The sequence below is a fragment of the Clostridium puniceum genome, from assembly GCF_002006345.1.
Lineage (GTDB): Bacteria > Bacillota > Clostridia > Clostridiales > Clostridiaceae > Clostridium > Clostridium puniceum.
The window spans coordinates 23,471-41,535 of the sequence record NZ_LZZM01000195.1 but is presented as its reverse complement, the minus strand read 5'-3'; the positions used below and the strand labels follow the sequence as shown (position 1 = coordinate 41,535).

The following is an 18,065-nucleotide window of genomic DNA, read 5'->3' as shown; positions in this document are numbered from 1 at the left end:
ACCTTTGGTGATATAATCATATTTAAGTCATTCCTTATGTGATGTATTTGGATTTTTAGCGAAATTATTATACCACAAAGGAATGGCTTATTTATTTTTTACAAATTTTGTTTACTCAACAACCTAATAATGATAAATAAATAAGAAAAGTGATTGGAAATGAAGAAATGAAGAAATCAAGTATATATACAATGATAACTGGTGGGACAGAAGGTATTGGACTAGAATTAGCAAAACTTTTTGCAGATCATAAACATAATTTAATTATTATAGCTAGAAATCAAACTAAGCTAGAAATAATTAAAAGTGAATTTCAGAAAAAATATGAAATATCTGTGGAAACAATACAATTAGATTTATCTATGGATAAAGCTTGTGAAAAAATAATAAGAACTGTGGAAGAAAAAAATTTAATTGTTGATAATTTAATAAATAATGCTGGCATTGGAAGTTTTGGACTGTTTAATGAATCAGAGGATGGATTTGAAGAAAAATTAATAAATATAAATATTATTGCATTAACTAATCTTACTAAATACTTTTTAAATAAAATGATTAAAAGAAAAAATGGTGGGATTTTAAATGTAGCATCAACAGCTGCTTTTATTGGAGGTCCAAAGATGGCAATGTATTATTCTAGTAAAGCTTATGTATTATCATTAACAGAAGCACTTCATGATGAAGTAAAAGAATTTGGAATAAGAGTAAGTTGTCTTTGCCCAGGACCAGTAAAAACATCATTTCAACAAAAGGCAGGAATTAGAAAATCAGAGAAGGCCAAAAAATATTTAATGGATGCTAATAAGGTTGCAGAAGAAGCTTACGTAGACTTTTTTAGAGGAAAAGCAATAATAATTCCAGGATATAAGAATAAAATGTTAGTTTTAGCAAATAAATTAATTCCTCGTTCATTGAGTAGAAAGATAATATTAAAAAGTAATAGTTAAAAAGTAGGTAAAATAGGTAGTGAATAAAAATTCATAAAAATGAATTTTTATGCTTTATATTATCGTGTTTATATGATAATATGGTATATGAATGAATATTTAGAATAATATGAATGCAATGAGATTAAAATAAAAAGAATTAAATAAACTATCCTTAATTTATCTTGACATAGTATGTTCTATCAACTAGAATAATTAGAAAGAGAAAAATTAAAAAAGTTAAGATACACTTTAACTTGGTCCTGTGAGGCCAAAAAGGGAGCATAACTATGATTTTGAAAGCAAAATGATAAATTTCATAGCTTATTTTTTGAAGTCAATATTTTGTAAGGTATCACAGGATAGTGAAGAGAGCAGTTTTACTGAAGTCTCTTTATTATCCTTTTGTTTTACACAAAAAGATTCATAAGGTGTAGTTTTAGCAAAAATATATTTGTAGGAGGCTTGAATATGAAGGCAAAGCTTATATTAGAAAATGGCATGGTTTTTGAAGGTAAAGCTTTTGGTTACCTAAAAGAAAGCGTTGGAGAAGTTGTATTCACAACTGGTATGACAGGTTATCAAGAGGTACTTACAGATCCATCTTATTACGGACAAATAGTAACTATGACTTATCCTTTAATAGGTAACTATGGAATTAATCTTGACGATATGGAATCAGACTCAATTAAAGTAAGAGGTTTTATTGTAAGAGAAAAATGCAGCTTACCAAGTAATTTCAGATGTGAATTAGGTCTTGAAGATTTTTTAAAGCAAGGAAAGGTTCTTGGATTAGAAGGAATAGATACACGAGCATTAACTAAGGTTTTAAGAAATAGTGGAACAATGAGAGGTATAATTGCACTTGAAGAGGTTGATGATGAATATGTTAAAGAAAAATTAGCAGGTTTTTCAACTAAGCAAGCAGTGAAGACTGTTACAACAGATACTTCTTATACAGTTGAAGGTACTGGAAAGCATATAGCAGTTATGGATTTTGGTATAAAAACTAATATAATAAGAAACTTTAAAAAGAGAAATTGTAAATTAACAGTATTCCCAGCAACTGCAACAGCGGAAGAAGTTTTAAGTGCAAATCCAGACTTAGTATTTTTATCTAATGGACCTGGGGATCCAGAAGATTTGGATTTTGCTATAGAAAATATAAAGAAATTAGTTGGCAAAAAGCCGATTACAGGTATTTGCTTAGGGCATCAATTATTAGGATTAGCATTAGGTGGTAAAACTAACAAGTTAAAGTTTGGTCATAGAGGATGTAATCACCCAGTTAAAGATCTAGAAGCTAATATTGTTCATATAACTTCTCAAAACCATGGTTATGTGGTTGAAAAATTACCAGATGATATGGAAGTTACTCATGTAAATATAAATGATGGAACTGTAGAAGGAATGAAACATAAGAATTTGCCGATATATTCAGTTCAATTCCATCCAGAAGCATCAGCAGGTCCAAATGACAGTGAATATATATTTGATAAATTTTTAGAATATGCACTATAGGAGGTTACGTTAAATGCCATTAAATAAAGATATAAAAAAGGTTTTAGTTATAGGATCAGGCCCAATAGTCATAGGTCAAGCAGCAGAATTTGATTACTCAGGAACTCAAGCTTGTGAAGCATTAAAATCAGAGGGGATAGAAGTTGTACTTGTAAATTCAAATCCTGCGACAATAATGACAGATAAAGAAGTTGCAGATAAGGTTTATTTAGAGCCATTAACCTTAGAATTTGTTGAAAAAGTTATTGCTAAGGAAAGACCAGATAGTTTACTTGCAGGAATGGGAGGGCAAACAGGACTTAACCTTGCTGTAGAATTACATGATTCTGGTATATTAGAAAAATATAATGTAAAAGTAATCGGAACATCTATTGCATCTATTAAAGAAGGTGAAGATAGAGAATTATTTAGAAATATGATGAATAAAATTGGAGAACCAGTTATAAAGAGTGAAATAGTAACTGATTTAAAAGCTGGGATGGATTTTGCAAGTAAAATCGGATATCCAGTTATAGTTAGACCAGCATACACGCTAGGCGGTTCAGGTGGCGGTATAGCTAATAATGAGGAAGAACTTGAAACTATCTTAAAACTAGGACTTCAATTAAGTACAATTGGTCAAGTTTTACTTGAAAAGAGTGTTAAGGGATGGAAAGAAGTAGAGTACGAAGTAATGAGAGATTCTTATGGAAACTGTATTACTGTATGTAACATGGAAAATATAGATCCTGTTGGTATACATACTGGTGACAGCATAGTGGTTGCACCATCGCAAACTCTTTCAGATAAAGAATATCAAATGCTAAGGACAGCATCAATAAATATAATAAATGCAGTTGGAATTGAAGGTGGATGTAACGTACAATTTTCATTAAATCCAAATTCTTTTGAATATGCAGTTATAGAAATCAATCCTAGAGTTTCAAGAAGTTCAGCTTTAGCATCAAAAGCAACAGGATATCCTATTGCAAAGCTTGCAGCTAAAATTGCGCTTGGATATGGATTAGATGAAATAAAAAATGCAGTAACTCAAAAGACTTATGCATGTTTTGAACCTACATTAGACTATGTTGTAGTCAAAATACCAAAATGGCCTTTTGATAAATTCTTTGGTGCAGATAGACAATTAGGAACTAAAATGATGGCTACTGGTGAAATTATGGCCATCGGAGCTAACTTTGAGCAAGCATTTTTAAAAGGTATTAGAAGTTTAGAAATAGGAAAATATTCTTTAGATCATAAGAAATTCAAGGAATATAGTATTACAGATTTAAAAGATATAGTAATGAAACCAGATGATGAAAGAATATTCGCACTATCTGAGATGATAAGAAGAGACTATATGATAGATAGAATAAACAAAATTACAGGTATTGATATGTTCTTCTTAGAAAAAATTAAGTGGATAGTTGAAGAAGAACAAAGATTAAAACTTAGCAAGATTGAAGATTTAGACAAAGAATGGTTACATAACTTAAAGAAAAAAGGATTTTCAGATAAAGCTATCGCAGATATGTTAAAGGTTAGCCCTGATGATATTTATAGATTAAGAGATATCTGGAATGTAAAGCCTTCATACAAAATGGTTGATACTTGTGGTGGAGAATTCGAAGCATTATCACCTTATTATTATTCAACTTATGAACAATATGATGAAGTTGAAGTATCAAATAATAAGAAAGTTATAGTTATAGGATCAGGTCCAATAAGAATAGGTCAAGGAATTGAGTTTGACTATGCTTCAGTACATTGTGTAAAAGCATTAAAGAAATTAGGAATTGAAACTATTATAGTTAACAATAACCCAGAAACAGTAAGTACAGACTTTGATGTGTCTGATAAACTATACTTTGAACCACTAACAGAAGAAGATGTTTTAAATATAATTGAAAAAGAAAAGCCAGATGGTGTAATACTTCAATTTGGTGGGCAAACAGCAATTAAGCTTGCTAATTTCTTAAAAGAAAAAAATATTGTAACACTTGGAACTACTGCAGATCAAATAGATATGGCTGAAGATAGAGAAAAGTTTGATGAATTATTAGAAAGACTAGAAATATCAAGACCAAAAGGAAAGGGAATTTGGTCAGTAGAAGAAGGCTTGGAAGAAGCTAGAAGATTAAAATTTCCGGTTCTTGTTAGACCTTCATATGTAATTGGTGGTCAAGGTATGGAGATAACTCATGATGAAGAAGAGTTAACATATTACTTAGAAAATGCTTTTGCTAAAGATAAGAAAAATCCAATTCTTATAGATAAATACTTAATGGGCAGAGAAATAGAAGTAGATGCTATATCAGATGGAGAAAATATATTAATACCAGGTATTATGGAACATTTAGAAAGAGCTGGAGTTCACTCTGGTGACAGTGTGACTATGTATCCGAGTCAAAATATATCCGATAAGATAAAGACTGATGTTTTGGATTATACTAAAAAGTTAGCTTTAGCAATTGGAATAAAAGGAATGATAAATATTCAATTTATAGAATTTGAAGGACAATTGTATGTAATTGAAGTTAATCCAAGAGCATCAAGAACAGTACCTTATATAAGTAAAGTAAGTGGAGTTCCGATAGTAGATTTAGCTACACAAGTAATGCTTGGAGCTAAATTAACAGATTTAGGTTATGGAATAGATGTATATAAAGAACCTAAATTAGTATCAGTTAAGGTTCCAGTATTTTCAACTCAAAAATTGCCTAATGTTGAAGTATGCTTAGGACCAGAAATGAGATCTACAGGAGAAGTTTTAGGTGTAGGTAGAAATATTAAAGAAGCACTTTACAAAGGATTTGTTGGAGCTAATATGTATCCATCAAAGGAAAAAGGAAAAATATTAGCAACAATAAATAAGCATGATAAAGCAGAATTTTTACCTATAGCAAAAGAACTTGCGGCAGTTGGATATAAATTTGTTGCAACTACAGGAACTTGTGTATTATTGAGAGAAGCGGGTATAGATGTAGAAGAAATCAGAAAGATTGATGAAGAAGAACCAAATATTTTAGATATAGTTAAAAATAGAGAAGTAGATTTAGTTGTAAATACTCCAACTAAGGGAAATGATTCAAATAGAGATGGTTTCTTAATAAGAAGAGCTGCAGTTGAAAGAAATGTAGGTGTAATAACTGCATTAGACACATTAAGAGCAATTGCTGATGTAGAAATTGAAAAACTTGATGAGAATAGAGATTTAGAAGTATTTGATATAGCAGCTCAATAAGTTTATTTAATAGAAGGGATTTGTCCCTTCTATTTTTTTCTACAAAATTCACATATATTATTGACAAGCAAACAAGTGTTCTATATAATGTAATCAATGAACGTATGTTTGATAGGGGGATCATATTATGAAAGATGTAGGCAATTTTTTTGTAAAAGTAAACTGTAAGAATGTAGATAATATTAGAAGCTTGATAATAGATAGACAAGGAAATTATGTAGGTCGACAAGATAAATATATAATGTGTGCAGGTAAATATGATAGGAATGGATGGACTTTAGTATTTAGAGCTAGAAGTTTTGAAGAAGCAGAAGAACTTGCAAATTTGAATCCTTTTGTGAATAAAAGAAAGAGAATAAATTAGTATATGTTAAAAAACAGTCTTTCATAAAATTTGTACTTGGTTGATTCATTGTTTGTAATGTAGATTTTTTATTGCAATGTATATGTATACTTTATATGCTTATTTTACATAAATTTAATGTAATAAATTAATTAAACTTACATATTGATAAAAATAAAAATAAGTTACCTGGAAATTTAGCAACTTATTTTATATTTCATATTGTACTTTAGAAATAACAACTGAAAGAGTATCTATTAAATTAACTTTTGAACCAATGTTACTTTTGCGGTCACTTTTAACTATTTTAACAATTGGTCTTAATGGGAAGTTTGGAAAAGTCTCTTCTACTATGCCTACATCACCATTACTAAGGCTTACAATTGTTCCTTGAGGAAAAGGTATAACAATTTTACAAAATACATTAATCATATCATAATCAAATCGCGTACCAGAATTAGACATTAAATATTCTAGGGCATCACTTGGACACATAGCTCTCTTATATGGTCTGTCGGAAGTTAGAGCATCATAAACATCTGCAATGGTTACTATTTTAGTTAGATAACTAATCTCATCACCTAAAAGTCCATTAGGATAACCTAATCCATCAAATCTCTCATGATGTTGTAAAACTATTAATTTAATATGAGAACTCAAGTTAAAGAAGTTTCCTAAAAAGTCATAACCTCGTTTAGGGTGCTTTTTTATTATTTCAAATTCTTCAAGTGTTAAATTGTCAGGTTTTTGAAGAACTTCAGTTGGAATAAATGATTTCCCAATATCATGAATTAATGCGCCAATGCAAAGATATGTTAAATCTCTCTTGGGAAGGTTTAGACTAATACCAAGGACAATGGATATTACAGCAACATTAACACAATGAGAATAGGTGTAATTGTCCATACTTTTTATATCTACTAAAGAGAGTAATACATTTTTGTTAGACAAAACACTCTCTAATAATTCTTCAGCTATTGTGTTAATTGATTTAAAATATTTTTTCTCTTGTTTACTATATTGATTAATACTACGTTTTTCAAAATTATGTACGGATGATATTCGTTGTATGTCAGAAAATGTTTCTTTAATTACAGAAATAGATTTTTGTCTTAACTCTGGTTTTATAATGTCTTCAATTTCATAAGAACTATATTCATCAATTATGTATAGAGAAAAAATTTGCAATTCTTTAATTCTTTTTAACATAACATCCGTTAAGACAACACCAGCCTTAAGTAAGCAGCGACCATCAGAAGTATATATATTTTTACCCAATAATGAGTTTTCTCTAATACATTCAATAGGAATTAATCGCATAGTAATTACCTCACTATATTAATAATAACTATTATATCATAAATGTAATGCATAATTATACTATAATGACGAAAAATTGTTAAGTGTTCAATTAAAGATGCAAGAATTTTACCTAATTTATAATATATTACCTTAAATAGTTATCAATTAATTATGCCCATAAGTTTTTTGTACTAGATTTAAATAATTTGTGTATAGATTTATTGGAAATAAAGTAATAAAATATTTATTAGGTAAGATATATGTGTTATTTTTGTTTTATATATTTGAGGCATATTTAAAGAAATAACAATCTATTTTCCTTCAGACTTCATCAGCATGTTCAGCTAGTAGCCCTAACTATAAGATAAACATACTTCCTAGTCTGGAGAAAAATATACACATAAAAAAAGAGCAGCTATGCTGCCATAAGAACATCTCATCGCACCATGGATTTGTTATGTTCTTTCATATGTCTAATTTTAGGAAAGATGGAGTGTGAACACTTTGAATATTAAAAATAGTCCTATAGGATTTTTTGATTCAGGGGTAGGTGGTTTGAGCGTAATGAGAGAAGCCATTTCTATCATGCCCAATGAAAATTTTATATATTTTGGAGATTCTCAAAATGCTCCTTATGGAACTAAGGAGTTAAAGGAAGTCAAAAATCTTACTTTAAATGCAGTAGATTTTTTATTAGATAAAAATGTTAAAGCAATTGTAGTAGCTTGCAATACTGCAACTAGTGCTGCAATTGAGGAAGTTAGAAGCAAATATAAGAAATTAATTGTAATTGGTATAGAACCAGCATTAAAGCCTGCTGTTAAGTTAAGTAGAAAAGGTAAAATAATAATAATGGCAACACCAATGACGTTAAGAGAGAAGAAATTTAAGCTCTTAATGGAGAAATATAAAGATGAATCTTGTATAGAATCATTACCTTGTGCAGGTCTTGTAGAATTTATAGAGCAAGGAGTATTAGACGGAGAAAAATTAGAAGGATATTTAAGGGAAAAGTTCAAAGATTACTTAACTGATGATATAGCATCAGTTGTTTTGGGATGTACTCATTATCCTTTTGTAAAGAAGCCACTAGCTAATGTTATAGGAGATCATGTACCTCTTATTGATGGTGGACTTGGTACTTCTTATGAATTAGAAAGAAAGTTAATAGAAAAAGATTTGATAAATGATTCAAAAGAAAAAGGAAATATAGAAATTTATAATTCTATAAATGATAATAAAATTATAGATTTCTGTTATAATCTAATTAATATAAAAATATAGGTATTATTTAAAGTTTATGAAGACATAAATAATGAATTTAAATTTATATTTTAGATAATAATATTATTTAAGACTGATATCGAGAGGAGAAATTAAAAAATGAAGAATCCAATTATTACAATGACTATGGAAAATGGCGGGGTTATTAAGGCTGAATTATATCCTGAAATAGCACCAAACACAGTAAAGAATTTTGTAGATTTAATAAATAGAGGTTTTTATGATGGATTAATATTCCACAGAGTTATTCCAGGATTTATGATTCAAGGAGGATGTCCAGAAGGTAGTGGAATGGGTGGACCTGGTTATTCTATAAAGGGAGAATTTACAAATAATGGTTTTAAAAATACATTAAAACATTCAAAAGGTGTATTATCAATGGCTAGATCTATGCACCCAGATTCAGCAGGAAGTCAATTCTTTATTATGGTTGCAGATTCTCCACATTTAGATGGACAATATGCATCGTTTGGTAAAGTTATTGAAGGAATGGAAGTAGCAGATAAAATTGTTGCTCAAAAGACTGATAGAGCAGATAGACCTTATGAAGATCAAGTTATTAAAAGTATTACAGTAGATACTCAAGGTGAGGAAATTACAGAACCAGAAATAATTGAAGAATAGAATAGATTTTAATTTTAAACAGACCATATAAATAAGTTGCTTATAAATCATAAAAAATAAGTATTTAATAAAAGGTCATATATAATAAAGTAAATGGAAAAGAGGTGTCTTAAATGGCTATAAATAATAAATGTATATTAGTATATGGATTAAAACCAGATGAAATTGAAAAGGTAGAAAGTCAAAATATCAAGGTAATAGAAATAAATAATAATATGGGCTTGATGAAGATTGAAGATATAATATGTGAGAAGATCAATGAAGATTCATATTATGAGCTGCCATTAAATGAAAAGGCACTTATTTTTAATGGCTTTAAAGATGAACAATTAAAAGTTACTATTAGATATATTAGAGGTTTTGTTAAAGGTGGAGTATTAGCTGTATCTACAGCTCAAAACTATAAATGGACCTTTAAATATTTATTAGAACATTTAGTTGAAGAAAGAGAATGGTTTGAAGCACAACAAAAGGGGAGAAAGTAAAGTGAGTCGTGTAGGAGAAAATATAAAGCAGGCTAGAGAAAAAAGTGGCATGACAGTTAAGGCTTTAGCGAAGAAGCTTGGAGTAGCAGAAAAATACTTAAATGAAGTAGAAATTGGAAGAAAAGTTGCCCCTGAATCATTTATAGATAAAGCAGCTAAAGTACTAAAAGCTGATTTGAATGATATAAGTATGGTTGTTACAGATGAGCAATTGATGGAAGAAAGAAAGACATTAAAGGAAGTCCCTAAGAGAAATGTAGAAAGCTCAGAAGTATGGACAGATGCATTTTCATCGGTACTTAGAAGTGTTCCAATATATAATTATTCATTATCAACGAAAAAAGGATCTAAAGAGATGCCAATTCATTCGAATAAAATAGAAGATTATCCACAAGATAAGGTATTTTATTTGGAAATAGAAGATGATGAAATGACTGGTTTTAGAATGCTAAAAGGTGATATTGCTTTTTCACATAGTGTAAAAGAAGTAAATAATAATGGCTTTTTCTTAATTGACTATAAAGGAAATAGAAAGATAAGACAAGTAAAAGTTTTAGGAAATTCTAAGGTGCTTTTAGTTAGTAATGCAGGAAGCTTAATTACTGAAACTATGGAGTTAAAAGAAATAGATGTAATTGCTAAATTAGAGAGAGTTGAAATTAAATTATAGTAAATATTATTTAAGATGATTTTTATATCTTAATAATATGCAATATGAATAGAGATTGATTGGTTAGTCCAATTAGTCTCTATTTTTGTTACATATAGATATTTAATTGCATAGTATATATGTGTATAGTTATTTAGGAGTTGGTTCTTATAGCTAATTTTAAAAGGCAAGTAACTTCAAAAGTAGATGCGTCTATTGGTTTGTTAACAAATGTACCCAAAGCAATATTAGATGAATTGGGCTATAAATTAAATGTAGAGGGAAATAATAATGTACAACTAGTTATTTTATATAGAGATACTCCAGAACAAACAAGGATATTTATTGAAGGATTAGGAGGAAAGTTTCAAGATTTAGGGTATAGTTTTGCAATTGTTGAGATACCTATAAACAAATTGCAGGATTTATCGTTAAGTAACACTATTCAATATATAGAATTACCTAAAAACTTATATGAACAGGATAGAGAAAGTAATAGGGCCTCTTGTATACTTGAATTACCTCCTAATTTTGGTGTTTCAGGGCAAGGAGTTCTAATTGGATTTGTAGATTCAGGAATAGATTATACGCATCCAGCATTTATGGATAATACGGGGAACACAAGAATAGAGTATATTTATGATTTAAGTACAGGAGGTAATATTTATAATAAGCAAATGATAAATGATGCAATAAAGTCTAATAATCCATATTCAATAATTCCATCAATTGATAATACGGGACATGGAACTCATGTAGCAGGAATTGCAGCAGCTGGTGGAAATATAAATGAACAGTATAAGGGAGCAGCACCTAATGCTTCTATAGCAATGGTAAAGGCAGCGAGAGGAGTAACTGTGTTAAGTTCTCAAATAATGCAGGGAATTAAGTTTTTATTAGACAGAAGTAAAGAACTTAATATGCCTTTAGTTATTAATATTAGTTTGAGTACAAATGATGGAGGCCATAATGGAAGCAGTTTATTAGAGCAGTACATTAGAACGATAGCTAATTTGGAAAGAGTTTCTATTGTAATTGCTGCTGGGAATGAAGGCGATGCAGGTCATCATGTTGGAGGTGAATTAAACAAAACACAAAGAGAAATCTTTAATATATCAAGTGATGAAAAATCAATTGTTATGAATTTATATAAATCAATTTTACCTAATATATCAATTAATATAATAAGCCCAACAGGTCAAAGTAGTGGAAGTGTTGTAATACAGGAAGGATATATTCAAGGTGCTGTAGGAAGAGATAGATATGATATATATATATCTGGAGCAAAACCATTTGAGTTGAATAGTGAAATAAAAATAATTCTTTCAGCTAGAGCTGAGTACCTTGTTCAAGGTGTATGGACTTTAGAAATAAATGTTTTAAATGAATACGAAGGAAAATATTCAATATGGCTTCCTGTATTAGAGGGACTTAATCCTGGTACAAGATTTTTAGAACCTAATCAATTTAACACTTTAGGGATTCCTGCAACAGTAGATAATATAATTGCAGTTGGAAGCTATAACTATAGAACGGATAATATTTCATCCTTTAGTGGCAGGGGCGAACAGCTGTGGCAAAATGCTGTAAGACCTGATTTAGTTGCACCTGGAGAAGATATAGCTGGACCAGCGCCTAATGGTGGTTATGATAATAAAACAGGTACATCAATGGCAGCGCCACAAGTAGCTGGAATATGTGCATTAATGATGGAGTGGGGAATAATACAAGGAAAAGATCCTTATCTTTTTGGACAAAGATTAAAATATTACTTAGTAAGAGGTGCAAGGAGGAGACGAAGTGATATAACATATCCAAATCCAGTATGGGGATATGGAGAAATATGTGTATTTAATAGTTTAATTTTACTTGAATCAGATTTAAATGCTATTTTTACCAGAAAATATGAAGAAGAGATGTTTTTTAGAACAACAACAGAACTTATAAAGAATTGTGAGACACAAACTATAAGGACAGGTAATGAATTTATACCTCCAATTATACCTGGTTTAGACAATAAGCGAAAAATACCTAAATTTTATTATTAATTTTGAAATTTCATATTAGTGTAAAATAAATCTATTTTTAAGGGAGGCATAAATGATTAAATTTTAATTAGAATAGAGACTCCAGTTTCAGTTGGATGAATAAATTTCGGAATAAAGGAATATATTTCCGATTTACTTGGAACAAACTTAACATATAGTTTGTTCCAAGTAAGTTAGAAATAGTTTATCTAATCACACCTTCTAAATTAAAGTTAGGAATAAAATCAGATGTATTAGCACCTTCATCTTGAATGAAGCCATTTGTAATTCCAAGTTCTACTGCATAATTAATAAGACTATCATAGTGTTTGGGATTAAGTGGTTTATCTATTTTAGGGTAATCACAAGCTTTAAACATAGGTACATATTGATTCATTAAACTTATATAAATATTATCACTATATCTATTGTAAATAAGATCAATTACCTTTTTGGAATCAAAAAGAAGTCCTGGAAGCATTAAGTGTCTTACAATAACTCCTTTAATCATATGACCATTGGAATCAAATTTAGGCTGTCCAACTTGACTTAGCATCTCATCAATTACTTTTATAGTATTAGAAGCATAGTCACTTACCTTGGAATACTCAATTGCATATTTATCATTAAAATATTTGAAATCCGGCAAATAAACATCAATATATCCATTTAGTGATTTAATGGTTTTGATAGAATCATAGCCATTTGTGTTATAAAGAATAGGTATTCTTAATTTATTTTTTTTTGCTATTTTTAGTGCTTCTATTATTTGAGGAACGTAATGTGTTGGAGTTACTAAATTAACATTATTTGCTCCTTTTTCTTGAAGTTCTAAAAAGATTTCAGAAAGTCTTTTAATGGATACTTGAGTACCAGTAACGGAGGACTTATTTGCTGAATTTTCAACTTTTAGATTTTTTGAATTATAGTCATAAGAAATATTTTCTTCGGTTCCTTGACTTATATCATGATTTTGGCAAAATACACATTTCAAATTGCAATGAGAAAAGAACACAGTACCAGAACCATTGCCTTGAGAGATAGGTGGTTCTTCCCAAAGATGTAAAGAAGCTCTGGCAACTCTTACTGTATTTGAAGCGTTACAAAATCCTATTTGATTATCATTTCTGTTGACTTTACAATTTCTGTTGCAAAGTTTACATTCATTAAGCATATTTAAGATATTATTTTCTGTTTTGTTAATTGAAAATTCCATATAATTAACTCCTTTATATATGGCATAAAATACACTATATTAAGGTATTTAAGTTATCCTATAAATTATATATGTAATATATCCAAATAAATTATAACACATGCAATATAAAAGAATTAAAATTCTTTTATATAAGAAATTTGTACTTTATATTATAAAAAAGAATCATATTTCTTACAAACCTATTATACAGTTGGTTTGGGTGAAACTTTCAAAGTATCTTCTTCTTTTAAAGTAATAAATACACCTAAAATACCATGAGCATAAAAAGAAAACCTTATTTTTCATTAAGGTTTTCTTCTATTTTTGTAAGTAAATTATTTAATATATTTTGTTCTTCATGATTCAAAACTCCATACATACCAAATAAGAAACTTTTATACGCAATATCCATTGTATTTCTAACATCAATACCTTTTTGCGTTATAGAAACCAATGTTTGTCGTTTATCAGCAGAATTTTTAAAAGTTACTACAAGCTCTTGTTTTTCCATCCGTCTAATTATTGTTGTCATGTTGCTTGCAACACATCTTACTTTATCTTTTAATTCAGACATAGTAATACTGCCTTCAAGTGGTATATTCTTTAGAACCCCAAATTGAACTCCTGTGGCATTATATCCTGAAGTAGAGTTAACGAATTTATTAACTGAAGCATCATTGATATGTCTAATTTTCATATAGATATTGCGTAATAAATCGTTTGACATGTTTTCACCTCTAAATTATTCCATATATGAACTGTAAGTATAATAAAACGTATTCTATACTTTGTCAATACTATTCTATTTTAGTAACTGCTGAAATTACATTTAATCTTATAGTTACTAATAGATTAAATAGAGGTCTTCATATAATTAAATAGTATTAGGTTAAGTATTTTTGATTTTTATGGTTAATTTAGAAAATATGCAGATTATAGAAGTACTAAATAGATTAATATTTGTGTAAAAGCTTAATCTATTTAGTTCCAGGTCATTTTTTTTCATATATCTTATGTTTACAAAAGAATATTATACATTGAGATATAAAAATTAAACTCAACAATCCGAACATAGGATATAACTTTGTTATAAGATTACCAAATCCCAATTGAGAAATTAAAAGAGCAGTACCTAAAACTATAAATATAGCTTTTTTGAATTTAATATTAAAGGATTGTTCTAAGGTCTTACTTATTGAATATACATCAGAAACTTCAGTGGAGAACATTTCCAACCATATTATTACAAGTAGTAACGCTTGAATAATATTACCAAACCTATTTGCTACAAAAAGCAATGGAATTTCATAGTTATATATATATGGTTGATTAACTGTTAATAACAAATTTATCATTAAGCAAAGTATAGTTAGTCCAATAGCACCAGTTACTACTCCAATAATCATGGTTTTAGTTTTTTTCATTTGAGTGCTAAGTGGAACTAAAACTCCTGAAGCAGAAAGTGTATTATATCCTGCATATAATATTGTTGAAATAGCAAGACCAGATTTATGTGACTGAAAATTAGATATATTACTAAAGGAAATAGTATCTTTACAAAATGAAAAATATAAAGCCGTAATCAGAGTAAGTGTTCCAATTAATCCTGGAACAATAAAGGAATTTACTTCAATTAGACCTTCAGTGCCACGAAGCAGAAAGAATATTGCAATTGAAATCATTATTAATGAACCTAGTATTTTAGGTATTCCAAAAAACTGATGAATTAAAGCCCCACTTCCAGCGAGTATTATTGAGGAACTGGAAATAAGAAAAAAAGTAGTTATAAAGCCAGTAAATTTTCCTAATATGTTAGGACTTATTATATTTATAACATCACTATATGAATTAAGATTGTAATCAATACTTATTTTTGAGATTATAGAGCTCATTATAATATAGAAAGTTCCACAAGCTATAATGCCTAGAAAACTATTTATTCCATACTTAGTGAAGAATTCTGTAATCTCTTTTCCTGAGGCAAGTCCAGCACCAACAATTGTACCAATAAACACTGTGGCAACTTGAAAAACCTTGATTAATTCGTTTTTCAAAATTTATCCTCCTCCAAGAATGTTCCTTTTAATAATATATAAAGGTTACTTTTGATTTATTCTTTAAATTTATAATATTTAAAGATATAAATTTTAGAATTAAATGGGTGAATTAAAAAAACAAATTAATAAGTTAATTTATATACAATCTTATTTAATGTAGCATAATGTACTTTTAACAATTTTAAATGTACAATGTAAGAAAGAAAAATTAATTTGGAATTAAAATGTGTGACCTTAGTTTAATATAATTAATAGTATAATATATACATTTACTTATAGTGGAAATTATATATATAGGAGGACATATGAATAGTTTTTGGAATGGAAAGAGATATCATAGTTTAAACTATTTTTTAAGAGAGAAATTTGGAGAAAAGGTATTTAAAATATCTTTAGATGGGGGTTTTTCATGCCCTAATAGGGATGGGAAAATAAGCAATGGAGGCTGTCTTTTTTGTAGTGAAAGAGGATCAGGAGATTATGCGGGAGATAGAGAATTATCTATCACAAAGCAGTTTAATGATATAAAAGAAATGATGGCACATAAGTGGAAAAGTGGAAAGTATATTGCTTATTTTCAAGCTTATACAAATACCTATGCACCTATTGATGAGTTAAGACGTAAATATGAGGAAGCTTTAAAGCAAGAGGGGGTTGTAGCAATTGCAATAGCAACAAGACCAGATTGTTTAGATGATGAAGTATTAGATTTATTGAATGAGATAAAAAATAAGGTTTATCTCTGGATAGAGCTTGGCCTTCAAACAAGTAATGATGTAACGGCTAATAAAATAAATAGGGGCTATAAATTAGAAGTTTTTGAAAAGGCAATGAAAAATCTAAAAGAGAGAAATATTGATGTGGTAGTACATGATATTTTAGGACTGCCAGGTGAAACTAAGGAAGATATGTTAAAGACCATAGATTATATTTCTCACTCAGGGGCTAGGGGAGTTAAGTTTCATTTACTACATTTAATAAAACAAACACCTATGGTAAAGGTGTTTGAAAAAGGTGAACTTGAATTTTTATCACAGGAAGATTATATAGATTTAATTACAAAAGGCATAGCAATGCTTCCTAAGGAAATGGTAGTACATAGATTAACTGGGGATGCGCCAAGGGATCTTTTAATTGGACCTATGTGGAGTTTGAAGAAATGGGAAGTTTTAAATTCAATAGATAAGGCTTTAGAAGATAATGATTTATGGCAAGGAAAAGATTTTAAAATATAACAACTTTTTTAGTAAATATTATATATTTATTTTTTATAATTTGGTTGATTTACGTATACGAGTTGAATTTCTTTAAGATAATGATTTATTTTGAATAATTACTTTAAAGAAAGCTTTAAGCTCAATTTTATTAATAAAGGGAGAGAGGCAAATGAAAGTTGATATTATAATATCAGCAGATGATATAAGTGAAAGTAAAATTGAAAATAAAGTGGTAGTTGTGATTGATATGTTCAGAGCAACATCCGTAATAATTACAGCATTAAATAATAAATGTAAAGAGGTCATTCCATATTTAACAATTGAAGAAACTTTAGAACATGCTAAGAAACTTAATAGAGAGAGTTATATATTAGGTGGAGAGAGAAGGGCTGTTAAAATAGAAGGTTTTGATTTATCTAATTCTCCATTAGAATATACACAGGAAAGAGTAGAAAATAAGACTGTATTAATGACAACAACAAATGGAACTAGAACACTTACAAAATCAACCACAGCTAAAAAAATATTAATAGCTGCTATGATAAATGCAAAAACAGTAGCTAAAAGATTGATTGAAATAAATGATGATGTGGTTATTATTAATGCAGGAACAAATGGCAATTTTTCAATGGATGACTATATTTGCGGTGGATATATAATTAATGAAATGTTAAAGTCTAATAAAGATTTACAGCTTACAGATATAGCAAAGACAGCAAGTATGGTATATGAAGGACATAAAGATATTTTAAGTTATGTGAAAGAGGCAACACATTATTCTGTTATGAAATCTTTAGAATTAGAGAAGGATATTGAGTATTGTATTAGAAAAAGCATTATAGATGTAGTACCTGAATATTATGATGGGAAGATAATTTTAAAATAATTTAGAATAGAATTTATATGGTGAGTAAAAGTAATTTGTGGAATTTTGATATAGAAAGATATTTGAGTTGGGAAAAAATATATTTTCATTTGGAGTACGTAACTAAAATTAATTGAATAATTAGTGGTGGAGATTTGAGAAAATCAATAATCATCTTCTAAAAATAAAACAAAGTGGTTAGAATTTGTTAACTACAATTTGATTTAAAAGAGAGAGGATGATTTATAGTTTTTTTAATCTCCTATTTTTTTATATTATATTTGTTGTTAAAAATTATTAACGTTGGTTAATTTTAATTAACTATTACCTTATTTGGTGTT

Annotated in this window: 14 protein-coding genes and 1 pseudogene; 11 read left to right on the top strand and 4 right to left on the bottom strand. The window is 28.7% G+C overall.

The window, feature by feature from the left end:
* Positions 1–167: 167 nt before the first annotated feature.
* The 4 genes from CLPUN_RS18695 (at position 168) to CLPUN_RS18680 (ending at position 6,037) form a co-directional block, all read left to right on the top strand.
* Positions 168–947 carry an SDR family NAD(P)-dependent oxidoreductase gene (locus CLPUN_RS18695; RefSeq protein ID WP_077848752.1) on the top strand — a complete coding sequence of 260 codons (780 nt, stop codon included), beginning with the start codon at positions 168–170 and terminating at the stop codon, positions 945–947.
* Positions 948–1,397: 450 nt separating this feature from the next.
* Complete coding sequence (gene carA / locus CLPUN_RS18690; protein ID WP_077848751.1) at positions 1,398–2,447, top strand: glutamine-hydrolyzing carbamoyl-phosphate synthase small subunit; 1,050 nt, start codon at positions 1,398–1,400, stop codon at positions 2,445–2,447.
* A 13-nt stretch (positions 2,448–2,460) separates the two neighbouring features.
* On the top strand, positions 2,461–5,673 hold the full coding sequence (gene carB, locus CLPUN_RS18685) for a carbamoyl-phosphate synthase large subunit (protein ID WP_077848750.1): 3,213 nt from the start codon (positions 2,461–2,463) through the stop codon (positions 5,671–5,673).
* Between the two features lie 127 nt (positions 5,674–5,800).
* The gene (locus CLPUN_RS18680) at positions 5,801–6,037 is read left to right on the top strand and encodes a hypothetical protein (RefSeq protein ID WP_077848749.1); all 237 of its coding nucleotides are present in this window, start codon (positions 5,801–5,803) and stop codon (positions 6,035–6,037) included.
* A 189-nt stretch (positions 6,038–6,226) separates the two neighbouring features.
* On the opposite strand, the gene CLPUN_RS18675 is transcribed toward CLPUN_RS18680, so the two are convergent.
* Complete coding sequence (locus CLPUN_RS18675; RefSeq protein ID WP_077848748.1) at positions 6,227–7,336, bottom strand: HD-GYP domain-containing protein; 1,110 nt, start codon at positions 7,334–7,336, stop codon at positions 6,227–6,229.
* Between the two features lie 486 nt (positions 7,337–7,822).
* Here CLPUN_RS18675 and murI point away from each other — a divergent pair, with 486 nt between their 5' ends.
* From murI to CLPUN_RS18650, 5 genes and pseudogenes are all read left to right on the top strand, one after another.
* Positions 7,823–8,602 carry a glutamate racemase gene (gene murI / locus CLPUN_RS18670; protein WP_077848747.1) on the top strand — a complete coding sequence of 260 codons (780 nt, stop codon included), beginning with the start codon at positions 7,823–7,825 and terminating at the stop codon, positions 8,600–8,602.
* Between the two features lie 99 nt (positions 8,603–8,701).
* Positions 8,702–9,226 (top strand): peptidylprolyl isomerase, encoded by a 525-nt coding sequence (locus CLPUN_RS18665; protein WP_077848746.1) that lies wholly within the window; start codon positions 8,702–8,704, stop codon positions 9,224–9,226.
* A gap of 113 nt (positions 9,227–9,339) precedes the next feature.
* Complete coding sequence (locus tag CLPUN_RS18660; RefSeq protein WP_077848745.1) at positions 9,340–9,711, top strand: DUF3783 domain-containing protein; 372 nt, start codon at positions 9,340–9,342, stop codon at positions 9,709–9,711.
* A gap of 1 nt (position 9,712) precedes the next feature.
* Complete coding sequence (locus CLPUN_RS18655; protein WP_077848744.1) at positions 9,713–10,381, top strand: helix-turn-helix domain-containing protein; 669 nt, start codon at positions 9,713–9,715, stop codon at positions 10,379–10,381.
* 149 nt (positions 10,382–10,530) lie between these two features.
* A pseudogene (locus CLPUN_RS18650) lies at positions 10,531–12,262 on the top strand (S8 family peptidase); the annotation flags it as partial.
* 330 nt (positions 12,263–12,592) lie between these two features.
* On the opposite strand, the gene CLPUN_RS18645 reads toward CLPUN_RS18650, so the two are convergent.
* The 3 genes from CLPUN_RS18645 to CLPUN_RS18635 form a co-directional block, all read right to left on the bottom strand.
* Positions 12,593–13,603: a radical SAM protein gene (locus CLPUN_RS18645; protein WP_077848743.1), complete on the bottom strand. Its 1,011-nt coding sequence runs from the start codon at positions 13,601–13,603 to the stop codon at positions 12,593–12,595.
* Positions 13,604–13,880: 277 nt separating this feature from the next.
* Positions 13,881–14,312 carry a MarR family winged helix-turn-helix transcriptional regulator gene (locus CLPUN_RS18640; RefSeq protein ID WP_077848742.1) on the bottom strand — a complete coding sequence of 144 codons (432 nt, stop codon included), beginning with the start codon at positions 14,310–14,312 and terminating at the stop codon, positions 13,881–13,883.
* Positions 14,313–14,577: 265 nt separating this feature from the next.
* On the bottom strand, positions 14,578–15,639 hold the full coding sequence (locus tag CLPUN_RS18635) for a YkvI family membrane protein (RefSeq protein WP_077848741.1): 1,062 nt from the start codon (positions 15,637–15,639) through the stop codon (positions 14,578–14,580).
* A 308-nt stretch (positions 15,640–15,947) separates the two neighbouring features.
* On the opposite strand from CLPUN_RS18635, the gene mnmL reads away from it, so the two are divergent.
* Positions 15,948–16,877: a tRNA modification radical SAM protein MnmL/YtqA gene (gene mnmL / locus CLPUN_RS18630; protein WP_077848740.1), complete on the top strand. Its 930-nt coding sequence runs from the start codon at positions 15,948–15,950 to the stop codon at positions 16,875–16,877.
* Positions 16,878–17,028: 151 nt separating this feature from the next.
* Entirely contained in the window at positions 17,029–17,745 is a 717-nt protein-coding gene (locus tag CLPUN_RS18625; RefSeq protein ID WP_077848739.1) for a 2-phosphosulfolactate phosphatase family protein, read from the top strand.
* Positions 17,746–18,065 lie beyond the last annotated feature (320 nt).